This window comes from Ramlibacter sp. GS1-15 (assembly GCF_057785015.1).
In genome coordinates this window covers 2890408-2909378 of record NZ_JBYNTU010000001.1, presented here as the reverse complement: position 1 = coordinate 2909378, position 18971 = coordinate 2890408, and the positions used below count along the sequence as shown (strand labels likewise).

Genomic DNA, 18971 nt, shown 5'->3' with positions numbered 1-18971 from the left:
CCGTGGGCGACCGTTACGGACGCACGCTCAGGTTGTTCTCGACCCGGCGCACCCCCTTGGTGTTGCGGGCGATGTTCTCGGCCTGCTGCTTCTCGGCCGCGGACTTCGCGAAGCCCGACAGCTGCACGGTGCCGTTCAGCGTCTCGACCTTGATCGCGGCGGCGTCCACGGTCTTGTCTTCGACGAATTTCGCCTTCACGGCCGTGGTGATGGCGGTGTCGTCGACGTACGTGCCCGCGGTTTCCTGGCCGCGCATGACCGAGCAGCCCGTGCCGGCCAGGGTGGCACCGGCGAGGACCGCGATGGCGAGGGCTCTTGTGTAGTTCATGGTTTCTCCTTTGAGGTTGTTCGGTGCCCAGGCTCACAAGCTCGCCGGTCTGCGGCACCACGCCTACCGGCTCGCGTCTCCCATTCCTTACGCCTCCTCGTCCCAGTCGGTGCCGGACATCGCGGACATCACGACGCCGGCGAGCTGGGGCGATTTCGCGAGCGCGACCAGCACCCCGGTGACGGAGATCAGCCGCCACGGCCGCGCGACCATGAAGATCGCGCCGGCCGCCGCGGCGATCGAGAGGAACGCCGCCGGGTGCTGGCGCGCATAGCTCGCCAGCGCCGGCTTGGCCATCTGCACGCCCATGCGGGCGGGGTGATGGCGCCAGTAACTTTTCGCGGCGCGCTTCACGCGCCTGAACCAGCCGCCGCCGCCCGATGCCGCTGCGGCCTGGGCGGCTTCCCATTGCTCGCCGTCCGGCTGCACGTGCTGCGCGGCCCGCGCGGTGCGGTCCTTGCGGGCCTCCTTGCGATAGACGTGCTCGATGATCGCCAGGCGCGAGCGTGCGAGCCGGTCGCTCGCACCGCTCACGAAGCCGCTCCCATCGTGCGCAGCGCCTGCGCGTCGGCGTCGAGCTGCGCGCGCAGCTCGGTGAACGCCGTGGACGGCAGCGGCTTGCGCGCGACGAGGAAGGCTGCGATCGCGCCCACCAGCGGCACGGCCGGCACCACGACCAGTGCCCAGTGGTATTCGCCGGTCGCGCCGATCATGCAGGCGACGCCCGCCAGGATCAGGAAGATCAGCAGCCCGATGGCGGCCACGCCCCAGGCGACGGCACGCCGCGCGACCTGTACGCCCACGGTCGAAGCCTCTTCCTGCGCCAGCGCTGCGTAGCCCGCGACATGGTCCATGACCAGTTCCGGGCGGGTGATGAGCACGGAGAAAATCGGGTGGACCATGGGCATGGCGCGCTCCTTCAGTGCGGCCGGGTCAGTAGCGCGTGCGGCTGGAGCGGCGCATCGCGATGACGAGGCCGGCCACGGCGGCCCCGATGGCGGCGGCGATCAGCGCCGATTTCACGGGCTCCTCGGCGATGTAGCGGGTCGTGGCCTGTGCGTATTCGCCGACGCTGCTGGCGCCGCGGTTCGCGACGTCCTTCACGTTGTCGCGCAGGTCGCGCATGCGCGCGCTCGCCTTCTCGGCGGCCAGGCTCGCGTACTCGCGCGTGCTGTCCAGGGCCTGCGACGCGAGGCCGCGGGCCTCGTCGGCATAGCCGCCTACATCGGCGCGGACGGAACGGGTACTTGTCATGGTGGTGTCCTCTCGTTGTTGAAGAAATCCGGCCGGGCTAGGGCTTGCGGCCAAGGCTGATGACGAACGCGACCACGGCCATCACGATGAAGACGAAGAAGAGGATCTTCGCGATCTCGACAGCGCCGGCGGCAATGCCGCCGAAGCCGAACAGCGCGGCGATCAATGCGATCACGAGGAACACGATGGCGTAGTGAAGCATCTGGAACTCCTTCCTTCGGGCGCGCGGCCCGTCGCTCGAAGGCGAGCGCACTGCGCACCTTCGACCCACAGCGTATGTGCGCTACGGCCGTGCTGTGGGCCAGCCACAAGCGTGTGTATTTGTCGGCAGGCGCGAGCGCGTCCTGTAGGAACCGGCCGACGCCGCGATGGGCAAAATCGGAAGCAGTTTGTCAGGCCGCCTGCGCGGTGACCGTTGCAGGCAGCACGGCGGCGATGCGGGTGCCGCTGCCCACTGCAGACTTGATCGTCAGCCGCCCGCCGGACGCTTCGACGCGGTGGCGCATGCCCGCCAGGCCATGCGTGGAGGCCCTCGTGTGCGACGGGTCGAACCCCTTGCCGTCGTCGTGGATCTCGATTTCGACGTGGCCGCGGTAGTTGCGCAGGCTGATCTCCACGTGCGTGGCCTCCGCGTATTTGCCGACATTGGTGAGGGACTCCTGCACCAGCCGGTACACCGTGAGCTGCCGGCCCGGGTCGAGCTCCACGTGTTCGAGGTTCGTCGCGACCTCGATGCCGGAGCGCTCCGAGAACTCGCGCGCCAGGATCTCCAGCGAGGCGTTGAGGCCCAGGTTCGACAACGACGACGGCCGCAGGTCCTCGATGATGCGGCGCTTCAGCGCGATGCCGCTGTTCAGGGCCTCGGTCAGGTGCTGCAGGCGCTGCGTCACCTCGGGCGCGGCCTGCGGGCCCAGGCGGGACTTGAGACGTGCCACATCGAGCTTCGCCGCCGTGAGCAGCGCGCCGAGTTCGTCGTGCAGCTCCCGCGCGAGGTGGCCGCGCTCTTCTTCGCGCACGTTCTGCAGGTGCGTCGCGAGTTCGGCCAGCGATGCGGTGCGGTCACGCACCTGGCGCTCGAGCAGGTCGCGCTCGAGCTGCAGCGCGTCCTGCTGGCGCTCGCCCGCTTCCTTCAGCGCCGTGGTCCCCCGCAGGTACAGGTAGAACGCGAACAGCGCGGCCGCCGTCACCAGCGCGATGCCGACGCGCGAAAGCTGCAGCGCGCGGCGCACCTGCTCCTGGCTCGCCTCGACGCGGCTGCTCGCGAGCTCGATCAGTTTCGTGGCCTCGGCACGGATGGCATCCATGTGCTCCTTGCCCACATCGGTCATCAGCACGAACTTCCACGCGTCCTCGTTGCCCTGTTTGCGCATGCGCACGGAGAGGTCCATCTCGGCGAGCTTGCGCTGCACGTTCAACTGCAGGTTGTTGAGGATCTGCGCCTCGTCGCTGGCCTGCGGGTAGAAGGCGCGCAGGGTGTCGATCTGCCTGCCGATGTCGGCCACCGCCGCGTTGTAGGGCTCGAGGTAGCGCGCATCGCCCGTGAGCAGATAGCCGCGCGATCCGGTTTCGGCATCGAGAGTAAGCTGCAGGACGCGATTGAGCGTGCCGCGGATGCGCGAGGCGGCCGCGATGTCGTCCAGCGCCTTGTTCGACTGCAGGAAGCCGGTTTCGTTGATGCCCACCAGGAACAGCGCGGCCAGCAGCGCGAGCACCAGGTTGACCGAGGATCGGGAGATTGCGAACCTGCGCATGGCATTCACTCCTTGTTGCTCTTGTTGTGCATAAAATCAGCGCAGGCCTGAACGGCCCCTCCAGGGGTTGCGCCAATTGAACGGAAGGCAGGAACAGCCATGATCAGAGTCGGGATTGTCGATGACCATGCCATCGTGCGACAGGGCCTCAAGCAATTCTTTTCCGAGCAGGTGGACCTGCGCGTCGTGGGGGAAGCGGCCAGCGGGCGCGAGGCGATCGACCTCGTGCGCAACACCGAGATGGACGTGCTCGTGATGGACCTTTCCATGCCGGGACAAAGCGGCATCGATGCATTGGGGATGATCCGCGCCAAGGCGCCGGATGTCGGCATCCTCATCCTTTCCGGGTATCCCGAAGAACATTACGCGATGAACCTCATCCGGCAGGGCGCGAGCGGCTACCTCAACAAGGAATGCGAGCCGATGGAGATCGTCAACGCGATCCGCACCATCGCCCTCGGCCGCCGCTACATCTCGCCCGCCGTCGCGGAGCTGCTCGCGCAGCAGCTCAACCGCAAGGAGGGCGGCGCCCCCCACGAGCAGCTGTCGGAACGCGAGTTCCAGGTCTTCCTCAAGCTCGCCAAGGGCGAAACCGCCGGCGAAATCGCCAAGGCGCTGTCGCTGTCGGTGAAGACCGTGAGCACGTACCGCACGCGGCTCATGGAGAAAATGAATCTGGCCTCGAACAGCGACCTGACCTACTACGCGCTGAAGAACAAGCTGATCGATTGATGCCTCAAGCACGCGGCTGCGGGGCATCGTGCAGCGCGATGCAGTACTCGACGAGGGCGTCGATCTCATTGGATTTGTCGAACACGGCGTCGGCACCGAGCTGCTCGCAGCGCGTGCGCATGTCCGCGGTCGCGTAGTTGCTGAGGACGACCACATGGCGGCCGGGGTCGCGATCGCGGCAGGCTTCCAGTACGCCCAGGCCGCTGCCTTGCTTCAGGAACAGGTCCACGATGGCGAGGTCCCACCGGCCTTCATGCCGGGCGAGCCATTGCCTGGCATCGTTTTCCGTCTCGGCCCAGCCCAGCGACTCGATGGAGGCCAGCTCCTCGAGTGCGCCGATCAGGTTCTCGCGGATGGTGGCGTTGTCTTCGACGATGTAGGTTCGCAATTGCACGGGTGAACTGCAGCGACATGGGCTGCTGCTCGGATGTCGGTCAGTGTGTCCCTCCCACTGAGCCGATGATTGTGCCAGCCGCTCCACGCGGGCGCCGTAGGAAGTTTCCTACGCCGTAAGGCAGCGACTACAGGGTCTCCCAAGCGTCACTGACCGGCCTCGCTGCCCGACGCCGCGCAGACTGGCACGATCATGGACACCGCCGCGCATCATCCCCTGTTCCGCGGCCGCCCCCGGTGGGCGAAGGTGCTGGTCGTGCTGCTCGCCATCGTCGTGGCATTGGTGCTGCTGGTGGTGTTCTTTCCGTGGGACCAGCTGCGAGGTCCCGTCAATCGCTACGTCAGCGAACGCACCGGCCGCCACTTCGCAATCACGCGCCGGCTCGACGTCCAGCTGGGCCGCACGACGCGCATCCTGGCCGACGGCATCGAGTTCGCGAATCCGGACTGGGCGAAGGACCCGTACCTGGTGAGGGCCGAAAGCGGCGAGATCGACATCCGCCTGTGGCCGCTGATCGCGCATCGCCGGTTCGTGCTGCCGCGCATCGCGCTGCGCAAGCCCGAACTCGGCCTGCAGGTGGAGCCCGATGGGCGGCGCAGCTGGGCGCTCGGCAAGGACACCGGCAACAGGCGCAACGTGCCCGACATCGGCGCGCTGGAGGTTGATGAAGGCACCCTGCATTTCATCGCGCCGGCGCACGAGGCCGACATCCGCACCGATTTCGCGATCGACGCGACGCGCCGCGCCGGCGGCGATCCGCTGCCGCTGCAATTCAGCGCGAAGGGGACATGGCAGAAGGAGCCGTTCACGGCCAAGGGCCGCACGGGCAACATCCTGTACCTGAGTGCGCCCCTGCAGACCCCCTTCCCGATCGAGATCGATGCGAGCGCGGGCGCGACTCGCCTCGTGGCGCGCGGCAACATCGCCAGCCTCGCCACGATCGAAGGCGCCGATGCCGTGGTCGACCTGCAGGGCAGGAACCTCGCGGACCTGTACAAACTGCTCGGCGTCGTGTTGCCCGATACGCCGCACTACACGGTGCACGGCAAGGTGGCCAAGCAGGGCGAGGTCTGGCACGTGCAGGACATCCGCGGCAAGCTCGGGTCCAGCGACATCGCCGGCGAGCTGTCGTTCGACAAGGCGAAGCAGGTGCCGCACCTGGCGGGACAGCTGAAATCGCAGCTCCTCGATTTCAATGACCTCGCCCCGCTGGTGGGGCTCGAGGAAAGGCCGCGCGGGCCGAAGGTGGAGAAGGTCGCCGATGCGCAGGCGAAGGCTGAAACCGGCAACCCGCGCGCGAAGGCGAAGAAGCCGCCGCGCGACCCGGATCGCAAGGTGCTGCCGAACAAGCCGATCGACCTCGCGCGGCTCAAGGCGATGAACGCGGAAGTCAGTTATGCCGCGGCGAAGATCACGAACCTGCAGCACTTGCCGCTGGAACGCGGCAGCGTGCGCGTGCGGCTGGAAAACGGCGTGCTGAACCTCGAGCCCTTGGACCTCGGTTTTGCCGGCGGCTCGCTGCGCGGGCGCCTGCGCATCGACGGCCACGGCAATCCCGCCGTGGTGGAGACCAAGCTCGCGGCGCGCGGGCTCGACCTGCGAAAGCTGATTCGCGATGCGCAGGTGACGAAGAACAGCTTCGGCCGCATCTACGGCGACATCGACCTGAAAGGGCGCGGCAACAGCGCGGCGCAGATGCTGGGCGGCTCCAGCGGCAACGTGGCCCTCATCATGGGGCAGGGGCAGATCAGCAACCTGCTGCTGGAGCTGATGGGGCTGGACGGGCGCGAAATCCTGAAATTCCTCATGGGGGGCGACAAGGACGTGCGGGTGCGCTGCGGCGCCACGTCGTTCGACGTGAAGGACGGCCACATGACGACACGTGCCGTCGTGCTCGACACGACGGACACCGTGGTCTACGGCAAGGGCACGGCGAACTTCGCGAACGAACAACTGGACCTGTGGCTCTATCCCTACCCGAAGGACAAGAGCATCCTCAGCCTGCGCTCGCCGATCAACATCGGCGGCACCTTCGGCGCGCCGAAAATCTCGCCCGACAAGAAGGCCTTGATGGGGCGCGGCGCGGCCGCCCTCGCGCTCGGCGCCGTGAACCCGCTGCTGGCGCTGGCCGCGACGATCGAGACCGGCCCCGGGGAAGACGCGCCCTGCGGCGCGATCCTGCAGGAGGCGGCCAACCCGAAGAGCGACTTGCGCGGTACCACCGAGGCGATGGCCAAGCAGCAGGAGGAAACCCAGCGCATGGGCATCATGGGGCTGGGCGCGCCGAAGAAGAAGAACGAGCCGAACATCGAGAACCCGCTGCCCGCTCCCGCGCCCGCTCCCACGAAGTAGACTGGCTTCCTCATTCGAGTGTACGGGTCCGCATGAAGGTTCCTTTCGACGAGGCGGTGCGACGCGCGGCCGCGCAGCTGGAGGCCGCGGGTGCGAGCGAGGCGATGGCCGTGAGCACGGCGCTTGCGCTGGTGCGCGCCGAGGCGCAAGGCATCGCATCGCACGGGCTCGCACGTGTCGCGCAATACGCGATGCACCTGCGCCTGGGCCGCGTCAATGGCGAGGCCGAAGCGGCGATCGCGCGCGAGCACGGCGCGGCCCTGCTGGTCGATGCGAAAGAGGGCCTGGCGTTCCCCGCGTGCGAACTGGCGATCGCACGAGGCATCCAGGTCGCGAAGAAGTTCGGCGTGTGCTTTGCGGGTGTGACGAACAGTCATCACGCGGGTGTGCTCGTCGACCATTTGCGTCCGGCCGCGGCCGCTGGACTGGTCGGGCTCGGCTTCGCCAATTCGCCCGCCGCGATGCCCGCTGCGGGTGGCAAGCATGCGATCTTCGGTACCAACCCGCTCGCCGCGATCTTCCCGCGCAACGGTCGTGATCCGCTGATGATCGACCTGTCGCTGTCGGAAGTCGCGCGCGGCAGGATCGCCGTCGCGGCGAAGAAGGGCGAGCCGATCCCCGCGGGCTGGGGGCTCGACAAGGACGGACGGCCCACGACCGATGCGAAGGCGGCGCTCGAAGGCTCGATGCTGCCGGTCGGCGGCACGAAGGGTGCGATGCTCGCGCTCGTCGTCGAGATCCTCGTCACGGCGCTCACGGGCGCGCATCTCGGATTCGAGGCGACTTGTTTCTTCGTCGATGAAGGCAACCGTCCGCGCATCGGGCAGGCGTTCCTGCTGATCGACCCCGGCGCGCTCGCGGGCCGGGAGGTCTACGACGAACGCATCGAAACGCTGATCGGCGAGATGCTGGTGGATGAGGGCGTGCGGCTGGCAGGAGACAGAAGGCTCGCGCTGGAACGCAAGGCGCGCCAGGACGGCATCGAACTGCCCCCGGGCCTGTGACGACTCAGCGGCGCGAGCACACCTCGCACCGCATGTTCCGCGACACCCGCACCTCGCTCCACGCCATCGCGCGGCCGTCCAGCATCTGCAGGCGCCCCGCGAGCGATTCGCCGGTCTGCGCGAGCAGCTTGAGCGCCTCGGCGGCCTGCATGGCGCCGACGATGCCGACCAGGGGCGCGAACACGCCCATCGTCGCGCAGCGCGTCTCTTCGAAATCGGCGGACGGCGGAAAGACGCAGGCATAGCAGGGCGACTTCTCGTCGCGGACGTCGAAGACGGACAGCTGCCCGTCCATGCGGATCGCCGCGCCCGAGACGAGCGGCTTGCGGTGCGCGACGCACGCCGCATTGATCGCATGGCGCGTCGCGAAGTTGTCGCAGCAGTCGATGACCACATCGGCCTGCGGCACGAGCTCATCCAGCAGTTGCGCATCGGCGCGCGCCACCACGGGCTTGACCAGCACCTCGGGGTTGATGGCCGCGACGCCTTCCTGCGCCGAGAGGGCCTTGGGCTGGCCCACGCGCGCCATGTTGTGCGCGATCTGGCGCTGCAGGTTGGTGAGGTCCACGCTGTCGTGGTCGACCAGCGTGATGCGCCCGACGCCTGCCGTGCCCAGGTACAGCGCCACCGGCGAGCCCAGCCCCCCCGCGCCGATCACGAGCGCATGCGAGGCCATGATGCGCTCCTGGCCTTCCACGCCGATCTCCTCCAGCAGGATGTGGCGCGAATAGCGAAGGAGTTGCTCGTCGGTCATGCGCCGATTGTGGAGCAAACAAAAGAGCCGGCGGGCGCCGGCTCTTCCGTCGGGGGAAGGACGGTCAGTTGTCCTTCTTCTCCAGCTTGCTCTCGACCACCTGCGTCTTGCTCACGAGCACCGGTCGGCCCTTGAGCTGGTTGATCGCCTGCACGAGCTGGAAGTCCTTGTCGGTGCCGTACTCGGGGATCTTGCGATCGATCGGGCCCTTCTTGGCTTCCTCCTCGGCCTTCTTGCGCGCTTCCTCGCGCATCCTTTCGATCGCCGGGTCCTTCACTTCCGCGCCCTGGCCGCTCGAGAGGTGCTTCTCGAGGTCCGCCTCGCGGGTGCGCAGCAACGAGAAGACGTTGCCTTCCTGCGTCTCGTCGACCATCACGTCGGGCACGATGCCCTTGGCCTGGATCGAGCGGCCGCTCGGCGTGTAGTAGCGCGCCGTGGTGATCTTCAGGCCCGTGTCGGGGCCGAGCGGGCGCACGGTCTGCACCGAGCCCTTGCCGAAGGTCTGGCTGCCCAGGATTGTGGCGCGGTGGTGGTCCTGCAGGGCGCCGGCCACGATCTCGCTCGCCGAGGCGGAGCCTTCGTTGACCAGCACGACCAGCGGCACGGTCTTGAGCGCGGCGGGCAGGCGGCGCAGCGGGTCGGCCCCGGCGTGGCGCTGGTAGTACTCGGGCGCGGCCTTGTAGGTGAACTTGCTCTCGGCCAGCTGGCCGTTGGTGGACACCACCGTCACGTTCTCGGGCAGGAACGCCGAGGAGATCGCGACGGCCGCGTCGAGCAGGCCGCCCGGGTCGTTGCGCAGGTCGAGCACCATGCCCTTGATGTTCGGGTCCTGGCGGTACATCTCCTCGACCTTCTTGACGAAGTCGTCGACGGTGCGTTCCTGGAACTGCGACAGGCGGATCCAGCCGTAGCCGGGCTCGATCACCTTGGCCTTGACGGACTGCGTGCGGATTTCCTCGCGCGTGATCGTGACCGGGAAGCTGCGGTTCTCTTCCTTGCGGAAGATCGTGAGCATCACCTTCGTGCCCGGCTCGCCGCGCATCTTCTTCACGGCCTCGGACAGCGTCAGGCCCTTGACGGCGCTGTCGTCGATCTTGGTGATCAGGTCATTGGGCTTGAGGCCCGCGCGGAAGGCGGGCGAGCCCTCGATCGGCGAAACGACCTTCACCAGGCCGTCTTCCTGCGAGATCTCGATGCCGACGCCGACGAAGCGGCCCGACGTGCCTTCCTTGAATTCCTTGAAGGACTTCTTGTCGAAATACTGCGAGTGCGGATCCAGGCTGGCCACCATGCCGGCGATCGCGTCCTGGATGAGCTTGTGCTCGTCGACCGGCTCCACGTAGTCGGTCTTGATCATGCCGAAGACCGCGGCCATCTGCTGCAGCTCCTCGAGCGGCAGCGGCGTGAGCGACCCGCGAGCCACCGTCTGCAACGACACGGTCGTCAGCGCGCCGGCTACTGCGCCTACGGAAATCCAGCCGGCAATCTTCAATTTGTGGCTCATTGGGAAGGGTCCAGTCCTCTCGTCGTCGGGAAAATATACACCTGGGAAGACGATATGACGCAATCGTTACCCCGGGGTTCCCGGCATGTTCGCCAGAGTGCGTGCAAAAGTCCCGGGATTGGTTCCCGATCGGGCCCCGTCCCTTCGGACTAGGCCGCGGCTTTGCCCTGGTTCGCGACGGCCGCCGCGGCCTTCGCCACCGCCTCCTCGTCGCCCAGGTAGTAGTGGCGAATCGGCTTCAGGTCGCGATCCAGTTCGTACACCAGCGGGATGCCGTTGGGGATGTTCAGGCCGACGATGTCGCTGTCGGAAATGCCATCCAGGTATTTCACGAGGGCGCGCATCGAGTTGCCGTGGGCCGAGACCAGCACCCGCTTGCCGGCGCGGATGGCGGGGGCCATGGCCTCGTTCCAGAAGGGCAGCACGCGCGCTACAGTGTCCTTCAGGCACTCGGTCAAGGGAAACTGCGAATCGGGCAGGCTCGCGTAGCGGCGGTCCTTGCGCTCGCTGCGCGGGTCGTCCGCGTCCAGCGCCGGCGGTGGCGTGTCGTAGCTGCGGCGCCAGACCAGCACCTGCTCGTCACCGTACTTCCTGGCCGTCTCGGCCTTGTTCAGGCCTTGCAGCGCCCCGTAATGGCGCTCGTTCAGGCGCCACGAGTGCATCACCGGCAGCCACGTGCGGTCCAGTTCGTCCAGGCAGTGCCACAAGGTGTGCGTGGCGCGCTTGAGGACGCTCGTGTAGCACAGGTCGAAATCCCAGCCCTGCTCGCGCAGCAGCCGGCCGGCGGCCTTGGCCTGGTCGATGCCGGTCTTCGTGAGGGGGACGTCGGTCCAGCCGGTGAATCGGTTCTCGAGATTCCAGGTCGATTCGCCGTGGCGGATCAGCACGAGCTTGTACATGGTGGGGGACTTGGCCTTGGGAATGCCGGGCAAAACCATGCATTTTAGAATCCCGGGTTGCCCGCGGGAATTCGACAAGGAACCGAAGTGAAATTTGTGATCGACAACTGGATGCTCATCGCGGTCGCGCTCGTCGCCGGCGCCATGCTGCTGTGGCCCGTGATCCAGGGTGCCACGGCCAGGGGCGTGAGCACGAACGAAGCCGTGCAATTGATCAACCGCGAGCGGGCCGTGGTGGTCGACGTGTGCGAGCCCGAGGAGTTCGCGCAAGGGCACATCGGCGGGGCGCGCAACGTGCCCCTGGCGCAGCTGGCCGAGCGCCTGCCCCAGGTGGTCAAGAACAAATCGTTGCCGCTGATCCTGGTGTGCGGCACTGGCACACGCGCGCAAAAGGCGCTGGGCACCGCCAGGAAACTCGGTTACGAGCAGGCCCAAGCCCTGGCCGGCGGGCTGAAAGCGTGGAAAGACGCTAACCTTCCTGTCGAGAAGGCGTGAATTGGAGCCCATGCAGCCCGTCAAGATGTACACCACCGCGGTTTGCCCCTACTGCATCCGCGCCAAGCAGATCCTCAAGTCCAAGGGCGTTGACGCCATCGACGAGATCCGTGTCGACCTCAGCCCGCAGGAGCGCTCCAGGATGATGGAGATCACCGGCCGGCGCACCGTCCCGCAGATCTTCATCGGCGAAACCCATGTGGGCGGCTGCGACGACCTCGTCGCGCTCGACCAGCGCGGCGGGCTCGAGCCTTTGCTTCGGGGATAATCGGCGTCTACGCCGAAATCCGGCCCGCTTCCGGCCTTGCCGAGGCGGGCCTTTGTTCATCGAAAGAAAGCCATGGCTGAACAGCAACAAGACCCCGTCTTCCAGATCCAGCGCGTCTACCTGAAGGAAGCGTCCCTGGAACAGCCCAATTCGCCCGCGATCCTGCTCGAGCAGGAGCAGCCGGCCGTCGAAATCCAGCTTGGCGTCGAAGCCCAGCCGGCCGCCGACGGCGTGTGGGAAGTGTGCGTCACCGCCACCGTGACCACCAAGATCAAGGACAAGACGGTGTTCCTGGTCGAGGCCAAGCAGGCCGGCATCTTCGAGATCCGCAACCTGCCGCAGGACCAGATGGGCCCGATCCTGGGCATCGCCTGCCCGCAGATCGTGTACCCGTACCTGCGCGCCACCGTGGCCGACATCGTCACGCGCGCCGGCTTCCCGCCGGTGCACCTGGCCGAACTCAATTTCCAGTCGATGTACGAGCAGCAGCAACAGTCGCAGCTCGCGCAGCAGGAAGCGGCCCAGCCGTCGTCGATCATCACCACGGCCTGAGGCCGCGATGAAGATCGCCGTGTTCGGGGCCGGGGCCTGGGGCACGGCCCTGGCGGTGAACGCGGCGGCCCGCCACGAGCTCGTGCTGTGGGCGCGGGATGGCGGGCAGGCGCAGGCGCTCCAGCGCGAGCGCGAGAATCGCCGCTATCTCCCGGGCATCCCGCTGCCGGGGGGCATCCGCGTCGAATCCGGCACGTCCATCCCCGCGCTGGCGTCCGCGAGCGACCTGGCCGTGATCGCCACCCCGATGGCCGGATTGCGCGAGATGCTGCAGCAGCTTGCGGCGCAGCCGAAGCCCGTGGCGTGGCTGTGCAAGGGTTTCGAGAGCTCCGGCGTGGAGGGTTCGCTCGGCCACGAGGTGCAAGCCCAGGTTGCGCCTTCGCTGCAGGCCGGCGTGCTGAGCGGGCCCAGCTTCGCCGATGAGGTCGCGCGTGGCCGTCCCACGGCCCTGGTCGCGGCGAGCGTGCACGAAGGCGTGCGCGACCTGCTCGTTTCGGCTTTCCACGGGCAGGGCCTGCGCGTCTACGCGAACGACGACATCACGGGCGTCGAGGTGGGCGGCGCGGTGAAGAACGTGCTGGCCATCGCCACCGGCCTGTGCGACGGGCTCGGGCTCGGACTGAACGCGCGTGCGGCGCTCATCACGCGCGGCCTGGCGGAGATGACGCGCCTGGGCGTGGCGCTGGGTGCGCGCGCCGAGACGTTCATGGGCCTGTCGGGGCTGGGCGATCTCGTCCTCACCGCCACCGGCGACCTCAGCCGCAACCGGCGCGTCGGCCTGCTGCTGGCGCAAGGGCAGTCGCTCGCGCAGGCGACGGCCTCGCTCGGTCACGTAGCGGAAGGTGTGCATTGCGCGCGCGCCGTGGTCGCGCGTGGCGAGCGGCTCGGCGTCGACATGCCGATCTCGCGCGCGGTGGTCGGGCTCCTGTCGGGACAGCTCAAGCCGCAGGACGCCGTGGCCGAGCTGATGGCACGCGAGCCGGTGCCGGAAACCCGCTAGGCAAACTTTCAGCGCTTGCGGTAGCCTGCCCCTTCGAACAACACGAAGGAGCCCACCCCATGCGCCACCCCTTGCTGATTGCCGCCATCGCGGCTGCCACGCTCGCTGCCTGCGCGACGAAGGCGATGGACGACAAGTCCATGAGTTTCTTCATCACCAGCGTCAACCCGGGCCAAGGGGGTGACCTCGGCGGCCTCGAAGGCGCCGACTCGTACTGCCAGAAGCTCGCGACTGCAGCGGGGGTGGGCAACAAGACCTGGCACGCGTACCTGAGCACCGATGGATCGGACGGCAAGCCGCAGGTCAACGCGCGCGACCGCATCGGCCAAGGACCCTGGTACAACGCCAGGGGCGTGCTCATCGCGTCCAACCTCGACGAGTTGCACGGCACCGGCAACAGGATCGACAAGCAGAACGGCCTGAACGAGAAGGGCGGCATCGTCAACGGATCGGGCGACTCGCCCAACACGCACGACATCATGACCGGCTCCACGCCCGACGGCCGCGCCATCGCCGGCGCCACGTGCAGCAACTGGACCGCAGGCTCCGGGAACACGGCGATGGTGGGCCACTTCGACCGCAAGGGCACCAATCCCGACCCGGTCGCGAACGCGTCCTGGAACTCCTCGCACAAGACCCGCGGCTGCAGCCTGCCGGAGCTGGCCGTGAGCGGCAGCGGCGGCCTGCTCTACTGCTTCGCCGTCAAGTGATCTTCGCAAGGGCCGCCTCCAGGGCGGTCCCGCTTCCGGGCCGCGTCACGCGCTCGACCTCGCGCCCGTCCTTCATGAAGATGAGCGTCGGCCACAGCTTCACGCCGAACGACCGGCCCAGCGGCCGGCCCGGCCCGTCTTCCACCTTGATGTGCTTCACGCCTTCGTGCCGCGTCATTGCGGCGCGAATGAGCGGCTGGGCCCCCCGGCACCAGCCGCACCAGGAGGTGCCGAACTCGAGCACCACCGGCCCCGGCAGGGCGTCGACCTCGTCGCGGGAGGGGGCGTCGGCCGTGTAGCTTTCCATCATGATCGTCACTGTGCCACAGGCCCGCCAGCCGCAGGGCCGATGGGGCGATCGCGATGCCGCTATGCTCTGCCAATGACTTCCGTTTCCCCTGAGCTGCAGGCGTTGGCCGCCACGGCGGATGAAGACGCTGCACGCGCACTGCGCGAAGACGTCGGGGCGGGCGACCTCACGGCGTCGCTCGTCGAACCGGGCCGGCGCGCGTCGGCCCGCGTGCTCGCGCGCGAAGCTGCCGTCGTGTGTGGACGCCCCTGGGTCGAGGCGACCCTGCGCCAGGTCGATCCGGCGCTGCATCCGCGCTGGCTGGTCGACGAAGGCCAGCGCTGCGCCGCCAATGATTTCGTGCTCGAGATCGAAGGCCCGGCGCGATCGCTGCTCACGGCCGAGCGCGCCGCGCTGAACTTCCTGCAGCTGCTCAGCGCCGTGGCGACGAAGACGGCCACCTACGTCGAAGCGGTGCGAGGCACGCGCGCGCAGATCGTCGATACCCGCAAAACGCTGCCGGGCCTGCGCCTGGCGCAGAAATACGCGGTGCGCGTGGGCGGGGGGACGAACCACCGCATCGGCCTGTTCGATGCGGTGCTGATCAAGGAGAACCATATCGCGGCCGCCGGCGGCGTCACGGCCGCGCTGGCGGCCGCGCGCGTGGCGGCCGGGGCGAAGTTCGTGGAAATCGAGGTCGAAACGCTGGCCCAGCTACAGGAAGCCTTGGCAGCGGGCGCGAAAATGGTCCTGCTGGACAACATGCCGCTCGCGAGCTTGCATGAGGCCGTGCGCATCAACGCCGGCCGGGCGATCCTGGAGATCTCCGGCGGGGTCACACTCGAGAGCGTGCGCGCCCTTGCCGAAACCGGCGTCGACCGCATTTCCATCGGGGCGCTCACGAAAGACGTGAAGGCGACCGACTACTCGATGCGCTTCAGCGGAATCTGACGAGAACGATATGGCTGCCGTCATCCCCATCAAGGACGTCGAATACGAACACCCGCTGCCGGCGGGCACCTGCGACACGCGCTTCGCGTGGGCGCGGGTGCCGGTCGAGCCGTCGCCCGGCGAGCGTGCGCAGCTGAAGGACAAGATCCGCCGGCTGCTGAAGGAGCGCAATGCGGTGATGGTGTCGCACTACTACGTGCACCCCGACCTGCAGGACCTGGCCGAGGAGACCGGCGGCATCGTCTCCGATTCGCTGGAAATGGCGCGCTTCGGCCGTGACCACCCGGCCAGCACGCTGATCGTCTCGGGCGTGCGCTTCATGGGCGAGACCTCGAAGATCCTGTCGCCGCACAAGCGCGTGCTGATGCCCGACCTCGACGCGACCTGCTCGCTCGACCTCGGCTGCCCGGCCGACGAGTTCTCCGCCTTCTGCGACCAGCACCCGGATCGCACCGTGGTCGTGTACGCGAACACCAGCGCCGCGGTGAAGGCGCGATCGGACTGGCTCGTCACCTCGAGCTGCGCGGTGGACATCGTGCGCGCGCTGGCCGAGAAGGGCCACAAGATCCTGTGGGCGCCCGACAAGCACCTGGGCCACTACATCCAGCGCGAGACCGGTGCGGACATGGTGTTCTGGAACGGCTCGTGCATCGTGCACGACGAGTTCAAGTCCTTCGAGCTGGAGGCGCTCAAGCGCGAGCACCCGGGCGCGAAAGTGCTGGTGCACCCGGAGTCGCCGGCCGAAGTGGTCGCGCTGGCGGACGCGGTGGGCTCGACCTCGGGCATCCTGAAGGCCGCGCGCGAGATGGACGCGAAGGAGTTCATCGTCGCCACGGACAACGGGATGATGCACAAGTTGCGCACGCTGAACCCGGGCAAGGTCTTCTACGAGGCACCGACGGCCGGCAACAGCGCGACGTGCAAGAGCTGTGCGCATTGCCCGTGGATGGCGATGAACGGTCTGGCGGGCCTGGCCCATGTGCTTGAGACCGGCATCAACGAAATCTTCGTGGACGAGTCCATCGTCGACCGCGCGCGCGTGCCGATCGACCGCATGCTGGCCTTCACGGCGGCGCTGAAGAACGGCCAGCCGGCCGGGGCGCTGGTGCCCAACATCGGCGCGGCTTGAAATTTCCCGGGTGATCTGTCGAAATGCGGCCTCGCGGGCCGACATTGTCCGGACGCGCCACGGTGGCGCGCTCCCGATACCGAGGAGCTTTCGATGGAATACATGTTGCTGATCCACGCCGACCCGAAGGGGTGGGAATCGCTGACCGAGACCCAGCGTGCGCAAGGCCTGGCCGCCTATGGCGCGTTCACCGAAGCGCTGCGCAAGGCCGAGGTGCTGCGCGGCTCGAACCGCCTGCGGCCCGCGGAAACCGCGACGACCGTCCGCGTGCGCGACGGCAAGACTGAAGTGCTCAACGGCCCGTTCATCGAAACACGCGAACAGCTCGGGGGTTACTTCCTGATCGAGGTGCCCGATCTCGACAACGCGCTCTCGTGGGCGGCGCGCTGCCCCGGCGCGAGCCACGGCTGCGTCGAGGTGCGGCCCGTGTGGGCGATGTGACGCTGGCCGCTGCGGGCGCGGCCGAAGGCGCGGCGCGCCGCAGCTACGGCAAGCTCGTCGCGATCCTGTCGGCGCGCACGGGCGACGTCGCCGGCGCGGAGGACGCGTTGTCCGAGGCGTTCGGCGCGGCGCTCGCCGACTGGCCACAGCGCGGCGTTCCTTCCAACCCCGAAGCGTGGCTGCTGACGGTCGCACGGCGACGCCTGGTCGACCACGTGCGCCGCAAGCTGCACGACGAAGACGCCGCGCAACACTTCATGCTGTTGGACGAACTCGCCGAGCCGGCCGACGCGAACGCGCTGCCGGACCGCCGGCTCGAACTGCTGTTCGCGTGCGCGCATCCCGGCATCGATCGCGGCGCACGCGCCCCGCTGATGCTGCAGACCGTGCTCGGCTTCGATGCCGGCACGATCGCGTCGGCCTTCCTGGTCTCGCCCGCGACGATGAGCCAGCGCCTCGTGCGCGCGAAAACGAAGATCCGGCAGGCCGGCATCGGCTTTCGCGTGCCGGAGAAAGCCGAGCTGCCCGAGCGCCTGGACGCGGTGCTGGAAGCGATCTATGCGGCGTACGCCGAAGGCTGGACCGACGCCGAAGGCGCGGACCCGCAGCGGCGCAACCTCGCGGAAGAAGCGATCTGGCTCGGCCGGCTCATCGCGGCGCTGCTGCCCGATGAGCCCGAAGCATTGGGGCTGCTGGCGCTCATGCTGCACGCGCATGCGCGGCGTGCCGCACGGCGCGACGCGGAGGGCGAGTACGTGCCCATCGCGGCGCAGGACGTGGCGCGCTGGGACGCCGCGATGATCGGCGAGGCCGAGTCGCTGCTGCATCGCGCCAACGCGCTCTGCATGCCGGGGCGCTTGCAGCTCGAGGCCGCGCTGCAGTCCGCGCACAGCGTGCGCCGCACCGGCGCCGCCGTGCCATGGAACGCCATCGTGGGCCTTTACGACGCGCTGTATGCGCTGACCGGCTCCCCGGTCACGGCGCTCAATCGCGCCGTGGCGGCCGCGGAGGTCGAAGGCCCGGCAGCCGCATTGCGCGCGGTCGATGCGCTCGCGGGCGATGCGCGCCTGGCGAATTACCAGCCCTACTGGGCCGCGCGCGCCGAACTGCTCGCGCGTACAGGCGATCGCACGCGAGCGCTGGAGGCGTACGAGCGCGCGATCGGCCTCGAACGCGACCCGACGGTGCGACGCTTCCTGCAGCGGCGGGCGGCCGCATGCGCGGCTCGGTGAACGGGCCGCGCGCAGGCGCTCAGGGGAAAGCCGGGATGTCCGGCTCGGAGCCTTCGAGCTGGGCCTCCGGGTGCAGGTCGCGCAGGCGCGCCTCGATCTGGCCGGCCCGCCAGATGTTCACGTCCACCATCAGCAGGATCTTGCCGTTCTCGATCTCCTTGGCGAAACGCTGCAGGCGCTTGCTGGGGATGGAAACGCCGATCATGCTGGAGGTCCAGATGCCGAAGAGCGCGCCGGCGATGGCGAGGGCGGCGGCGATGCCCCATTGCGGCTGGTTACCGACGATCGGGTAGTACACCGCCACGAGCACGCCCAGCAGGCCGCCGATGGCGGCGCCGACGAGCATGCCGACCTGGGCCGAACGCAGCACGTCCGAGGTCTGCAGCACGCTGGCCACATGCAACCCCCTCATGTCCTGGTCCTCGCGGCCGACGAAGTGCATGTGGCGCACGTCGACGTAGGCCAGCAGGAGGTCATCCATCGTGGCCAGCGCGCTCGGCACGTCCGGCAGCAACCAATAAATACGTTTGCGCATGATCAACTCCCGTTGGAAAAACCCTCAATGCGATGCGGCGGGCTGCGTGCTTGCCGGAGCGAAGAACGCGCCGCGCGTGTCGAACGTGTAGCGCGCTTCCAGCGCGCCGATCCCGAGCAGCACGATCAGCAGCAGCGGCGGGACCACGATGGCGTACACGAGCGCGAGCCTCTCCCACAACATGTGCATGAACACGGACACGATCAGGCCGGCCTTCAGCAGCATGAAGATCACGATCAGCGACCAGCGGAGCAGGCCCGTGAAGTGGAAGTAATCCACGAGGTAGGACGCGGTGCTGAGCACGAACAGCAATCCCCAGATCTTGAAGTAGATCCCCAGCGGGTGCTGCTGGTGCTCGTGCTGGACGGGGGGGTGCGACTCCTGTGCGTGTTCCATG

Annotated in this window: 25 protein-coding genes; 12 read left to right on the top strand and 13 right to left on the bottom strand. The window is 68.1% G+C overall.

Annotated features, from left to right (window positions below; all coding sequences use genetic code 11):
* Positions 1-13: 13 nt before the first annotated feature.
* From AC3EF3_RS14535 to AC3EF3_RS14510, 6 genes are all read right to left on the bottom strand, one after another.
* A complete protein-coding gene (locus AC3EF3_RS14535; protein WP_488532856.1) occupies positions 14-328 on the bottom strand; it encodes a BON domain-containing protein in 315 nt (104 codons plus the stop codon).
* 87 nt (positions 329-415) lie between these two features.
* A complete protein-coding gene (locus AC3EF3_RS14530; protein ID WP_488532855.1) occupies positions 416-862 on the bottom strand; it encodes a hypothetical protein in 447 nt (148 codons plus the stop codon).
* Positions 859-1236 carry a hypothetical protein gene (locus tag AC3EF3_RS14525; RefSeq protein ID WP_488532854.1) on the bottom strand — a complete coding sequence of 126 codons (378 nt, stop codon included), beginning with the start codon at positions 1234-1236 and terminating at the stop codon, positions 859-861. Before AC3EF3_RS14525 ends, AC3EF3_RS14530 begins: the two co-directional genes overlap by 4 nt.
* Positions 1237-1261: 25 nt before the next feature.
* The gene (locus AC3EF3_RS14520) at positions 1262-1582 is read right to left on the bottom strand and encodes a hypothetical protein (RefSeq protein WP_488532853.1); all 321 of its coding nucleotides are present in this window, start codon (positions 1580-1582) and stop codon (positions 1262-1264) included.
* A 37-nt stretch (positions 1583-1619) separates the two neighbouring features.
* Positions 1620-1784, bottom strand: coding sequence for a DUF1328 domain-containing protein (locus tag AC3EF3_RS14515; protein WP_488532852.1), 165 nt, complete (start codon positions 1782-1784; stop codon positions 1620-1622).
* 190 nt (positions 1785-1974) lie between these two features.
* Complete coding sequence (locus tag AC3EF3_RS14510) at positions 1975-3333, bottom strand: CHASE3 domain-containing protein (RefSeq protein ID WP_488532851.1); 1359 nt, start codon at positions 3331-3333, stop codon at positions 1975-1977.
* Positions 3334-3432: 99 nt separating this feature from the next.
* On the opposite strand from AC3EF3_RS14510, the gene AC3EF3_RS14505 reads away from it, so the two are divergent.
* Complete coding sequence (locus AC3EF3_RS14505; RefSeq protein ID WP_488532850.1) at positions 3433-4065, top strand: response regulator; 633 nt, start codon at positions 3433-3435, stop codon at positions 4063-4065.
* A gap of 4 nt (positions 4066-4069) precedes the next feature.
* On the opposite strand, the gene AC3EF3_RS14500 is transcribed toward AC3EF3_RS14505, so the two are convergent.
* On the bottom strand, positions 4070-4459 hold the full coding sequence (locus AC3EF3_RS14500) for a response regulator (RefSeq protein WP_488532849.1): 390 nt from the start codon (positions 4457-4459) through the stop codon (positions 4070-4072).
* Between the two features lie 192 nt (positions 4460-4651).
* Between AC3EF3_RS14500 and AC3EF3_RS14495 the strand changes: the two genes are divergently transcribed.
* Both AC3EF3_RS14495 and AC3EF3_RS14490 read left to right on the top strand, forming a co-directional pair.
* The gene (locus AC3EF3_RS14495) at positions 4652-6811 is read left to right on the top strand and encodes an AsmA family protein (RefSeq protein ID WP_488532848.1); all 2160 of its coding nucleotides are present in this window, start codon (positions 4652-4654) and stop codon (positions 6809-6811) included.
* 32 nt (positions 6812-6843) lie between these two features.
* The gene (locus AC3EF3_RS14490; RefSeq protein ID WP_488532847.1) at positions 6844-7815 is read left to right on the top strand and encodes an Ldh family oxidoreductase; all 972 of its coding nucleotides are present in this window, start codon (positions 6844-6846) and stop codon (positions 7813-7815) included.
* Between the two features lie 4 nt (positions 7816-7819).
* Here AC3EF3_RS14490 and AC3EF3_RS14485 read toward each other — a convergent pair whose 3' ends face one another.
* From AC3EF3_RS14485 to gpmA, 3 genes are all read right to left on the bottom strand, one after another.
* Entirely contained in the window at positions 7820-8569 is a 750-nt protein-coding gene (locus AC3EF3_RS14485; RefSeq protein ID WP_488532846.1) for a HesA/MoeB/ThiF family protein, read from the bottom strand.
* A 64-nt stretch (positions 8570-8633) separates the two neighbouring features.
* Entirely contained in the window at positions 8634-10073 is a 1440-nt protein-coding gene (locus AC3EF3_RS14480) for a S41 family peptidase (RefSeq protein ID WP_488532845.1), read from the bottom strand.
* 149 nt (positions 10074-10222) lie between these two features.
* Positions 10223-10972: a 2,3-diphosphoglycerate-dependent phosphoglycerate mutase gene (gene gpmA / locus AC3EF3_RS14475; RefSeq protein ID WP_488533803.1), complete on the bottom strand. Its 750-nt coding sequence runs from the start codon at positions 10970-10972 to the stop codon at positions 10223-10225.
* Between the two features lie 87 nt (positions 10973-11059).
* Between gpmA and AC3EF3_RS14470 the strand changes: the two genes are divergently transcribed.
* The 5 genes from AC3EF3_RS14470 to AC3EF3_RS14450 all read left to right on the top strand — a co-directional run bounded on the left by AC3EF3_RS14470 (position 11060) and on the right by AC3EF3_RS14450 (position 13997).
* On the top strand, positions 11060-11467 hold the full coding sequence (locus AC3EF3_RS14470; protein WP_488532844.1) for a rhodanese-like domain-containing protein: 408 nt from the start codon (positions 11060-11062) through the stop codon (positions 11465-11467).
* Between the two features lie 10 nt (positions 11468-11477).
* Positions 11478-11735, top strand: a complete 258-nt coding sequence (gene grxC, locus AC3EF3_RS14465) for a glutaredoxin 3 (protein ID WP_488532843.1) — start codon at positions 11478-11480, stop codon at positions 11733-11735.
* A gap of 72 nt (positions 11736-11807) precedes the next feature.
* Entirely contained in the window at positions 11808-12287 is a 480-nt protein-coding gene (secB, locus tag AC3EF3_RS14460; RefSeq protein WP_488532842.1) for a protein-export chaperone SecB, read from the top strand.
* A 7-nt stretch (positions 12288-12294) separates the two neighbouring features.
* Positions 12295-13287, top strand: coding sequence for an NAD(P)H-dependent glycerol-3-phosphate dehydrogenase (locus AC3EF3_RS14455; protein ID WP_488532841.1), 993 nt, complete (start codon positions 12295-12297; stop codon positions 13285-13287).
* Positions 13288-13346: 59 nt separating this feature from the next.
* Entirely contained in the window at positions 13347-13997 is a 651-nt protein-coding gene (locus AC3EF3_RS14450; RefSeq protein ID WP_488532840.1) for a hypothetical protein, read from the top strand.
* On the opposite strand, the gene AC3EF3_RS14445 is transcribed toward AC3EF3_RS14450, so the two are convergent.
* Complete coding sequence (locus AC3EF3_RS14445) at positions 13990-14307, bottom strand: thioredoxin family protein (protein ID WP_488532839.1); 318 nt, start codon at positions 14305-14307, stop codon at positions 13990-13992. The genes AC3EF3_RS14450 and AC3EF3_RS14445 overlap by 8 nt on opposite strands.
* Positions 14308-14379: 72 nt before the next feature.
* On the opposite strand from AC3EF3_RS14445, the gene nadC reads away from it, so the two are divergent.
* The 4 genes from nadC to AC3EF3_RS14425 all read left to right on the top strand — a co-directional run bounded on the left by nadC (position 14380) and on the right by AC3EF3_RS14425 (position 18039).
* Complete coding sequence (gene nadC, locus AC3EF3_RS14440; RefSeq protein ID WP_488532838.1) at positions 14380-15237, top strand: carboxylating nicotinate-nucleotide diphosphorylase; 858 nt, start codon at positions 14380-14382, stop codon at positions 15235-15237.
* A gap of 10 nt (positions 15238-15247) precedes the next feature.
* Positions 15248-16366, top strand: a complete 1119-nt coding sequence (gene nadA / locus AC3EF3_RS14435; RefSeq protein WP_488532837.1) for a quinolinate synthase NadA — start codon at positions 15248-15250, stop codon at positions 16364-16366.
* Positions 16367-16459: 93 nt separating this feature from the next.
* Positions 16460-16807, top strand: a complete 348-nt coding sequence (locus tag AC3EF3_RS14430) for a YciI family protein (protein WP_488532836.1) — start codon at positions 16460-16462, stop codon at positions 16805-16807.
* Positions 16795-18039, top strand: coding sequence for an RNA polymerase sigma factor (locus tag AC3EF3_RS14425; protein WP_488532835.1), 1245 nt, complete (start codon positions 16795-16797; stop codon positions 18037-18039). Before AC3EF3_RS14430 ends, AC3EF3_RS14425 begins: the two co-directional genes overlap by 13 nt.
* A gap of 19 nt (positions 18040-18058) precedes the next feature.
* On the opposite strand, the gene AC3EF3_RS14420 is transcribed toward AC3EF3_RS14425, so the two are convergent.
* The gene (locus AC3EF3_RS14420) at positions 18059-18574 is read right to left on the bottom strand and encodes a DUF1269 domain-containing protein (RefSeq protein WP_488532834.1); all 516 of its coding nucleotides are present in this window, start codon (positions 18572-18574) and stop codon (positions 18059-18061) included.
* Positions 18575-18598: 24 nt separating this feature from the next.
* Positions 18599-18970 carry a cytochrome C oxidase subunit IV family protein gene (locus AC3EF3_RS14415; RefSeq protein WP_488532833.1) on the bottom strand — a complete coding sequence of 124 codons (372 nt, stop codon included), beginning with the start codon at positions 18968-18970 and terminating at the stop codon, positions 18599-18601.
* Position 18971: the final 1 nt, after the last annotated feature.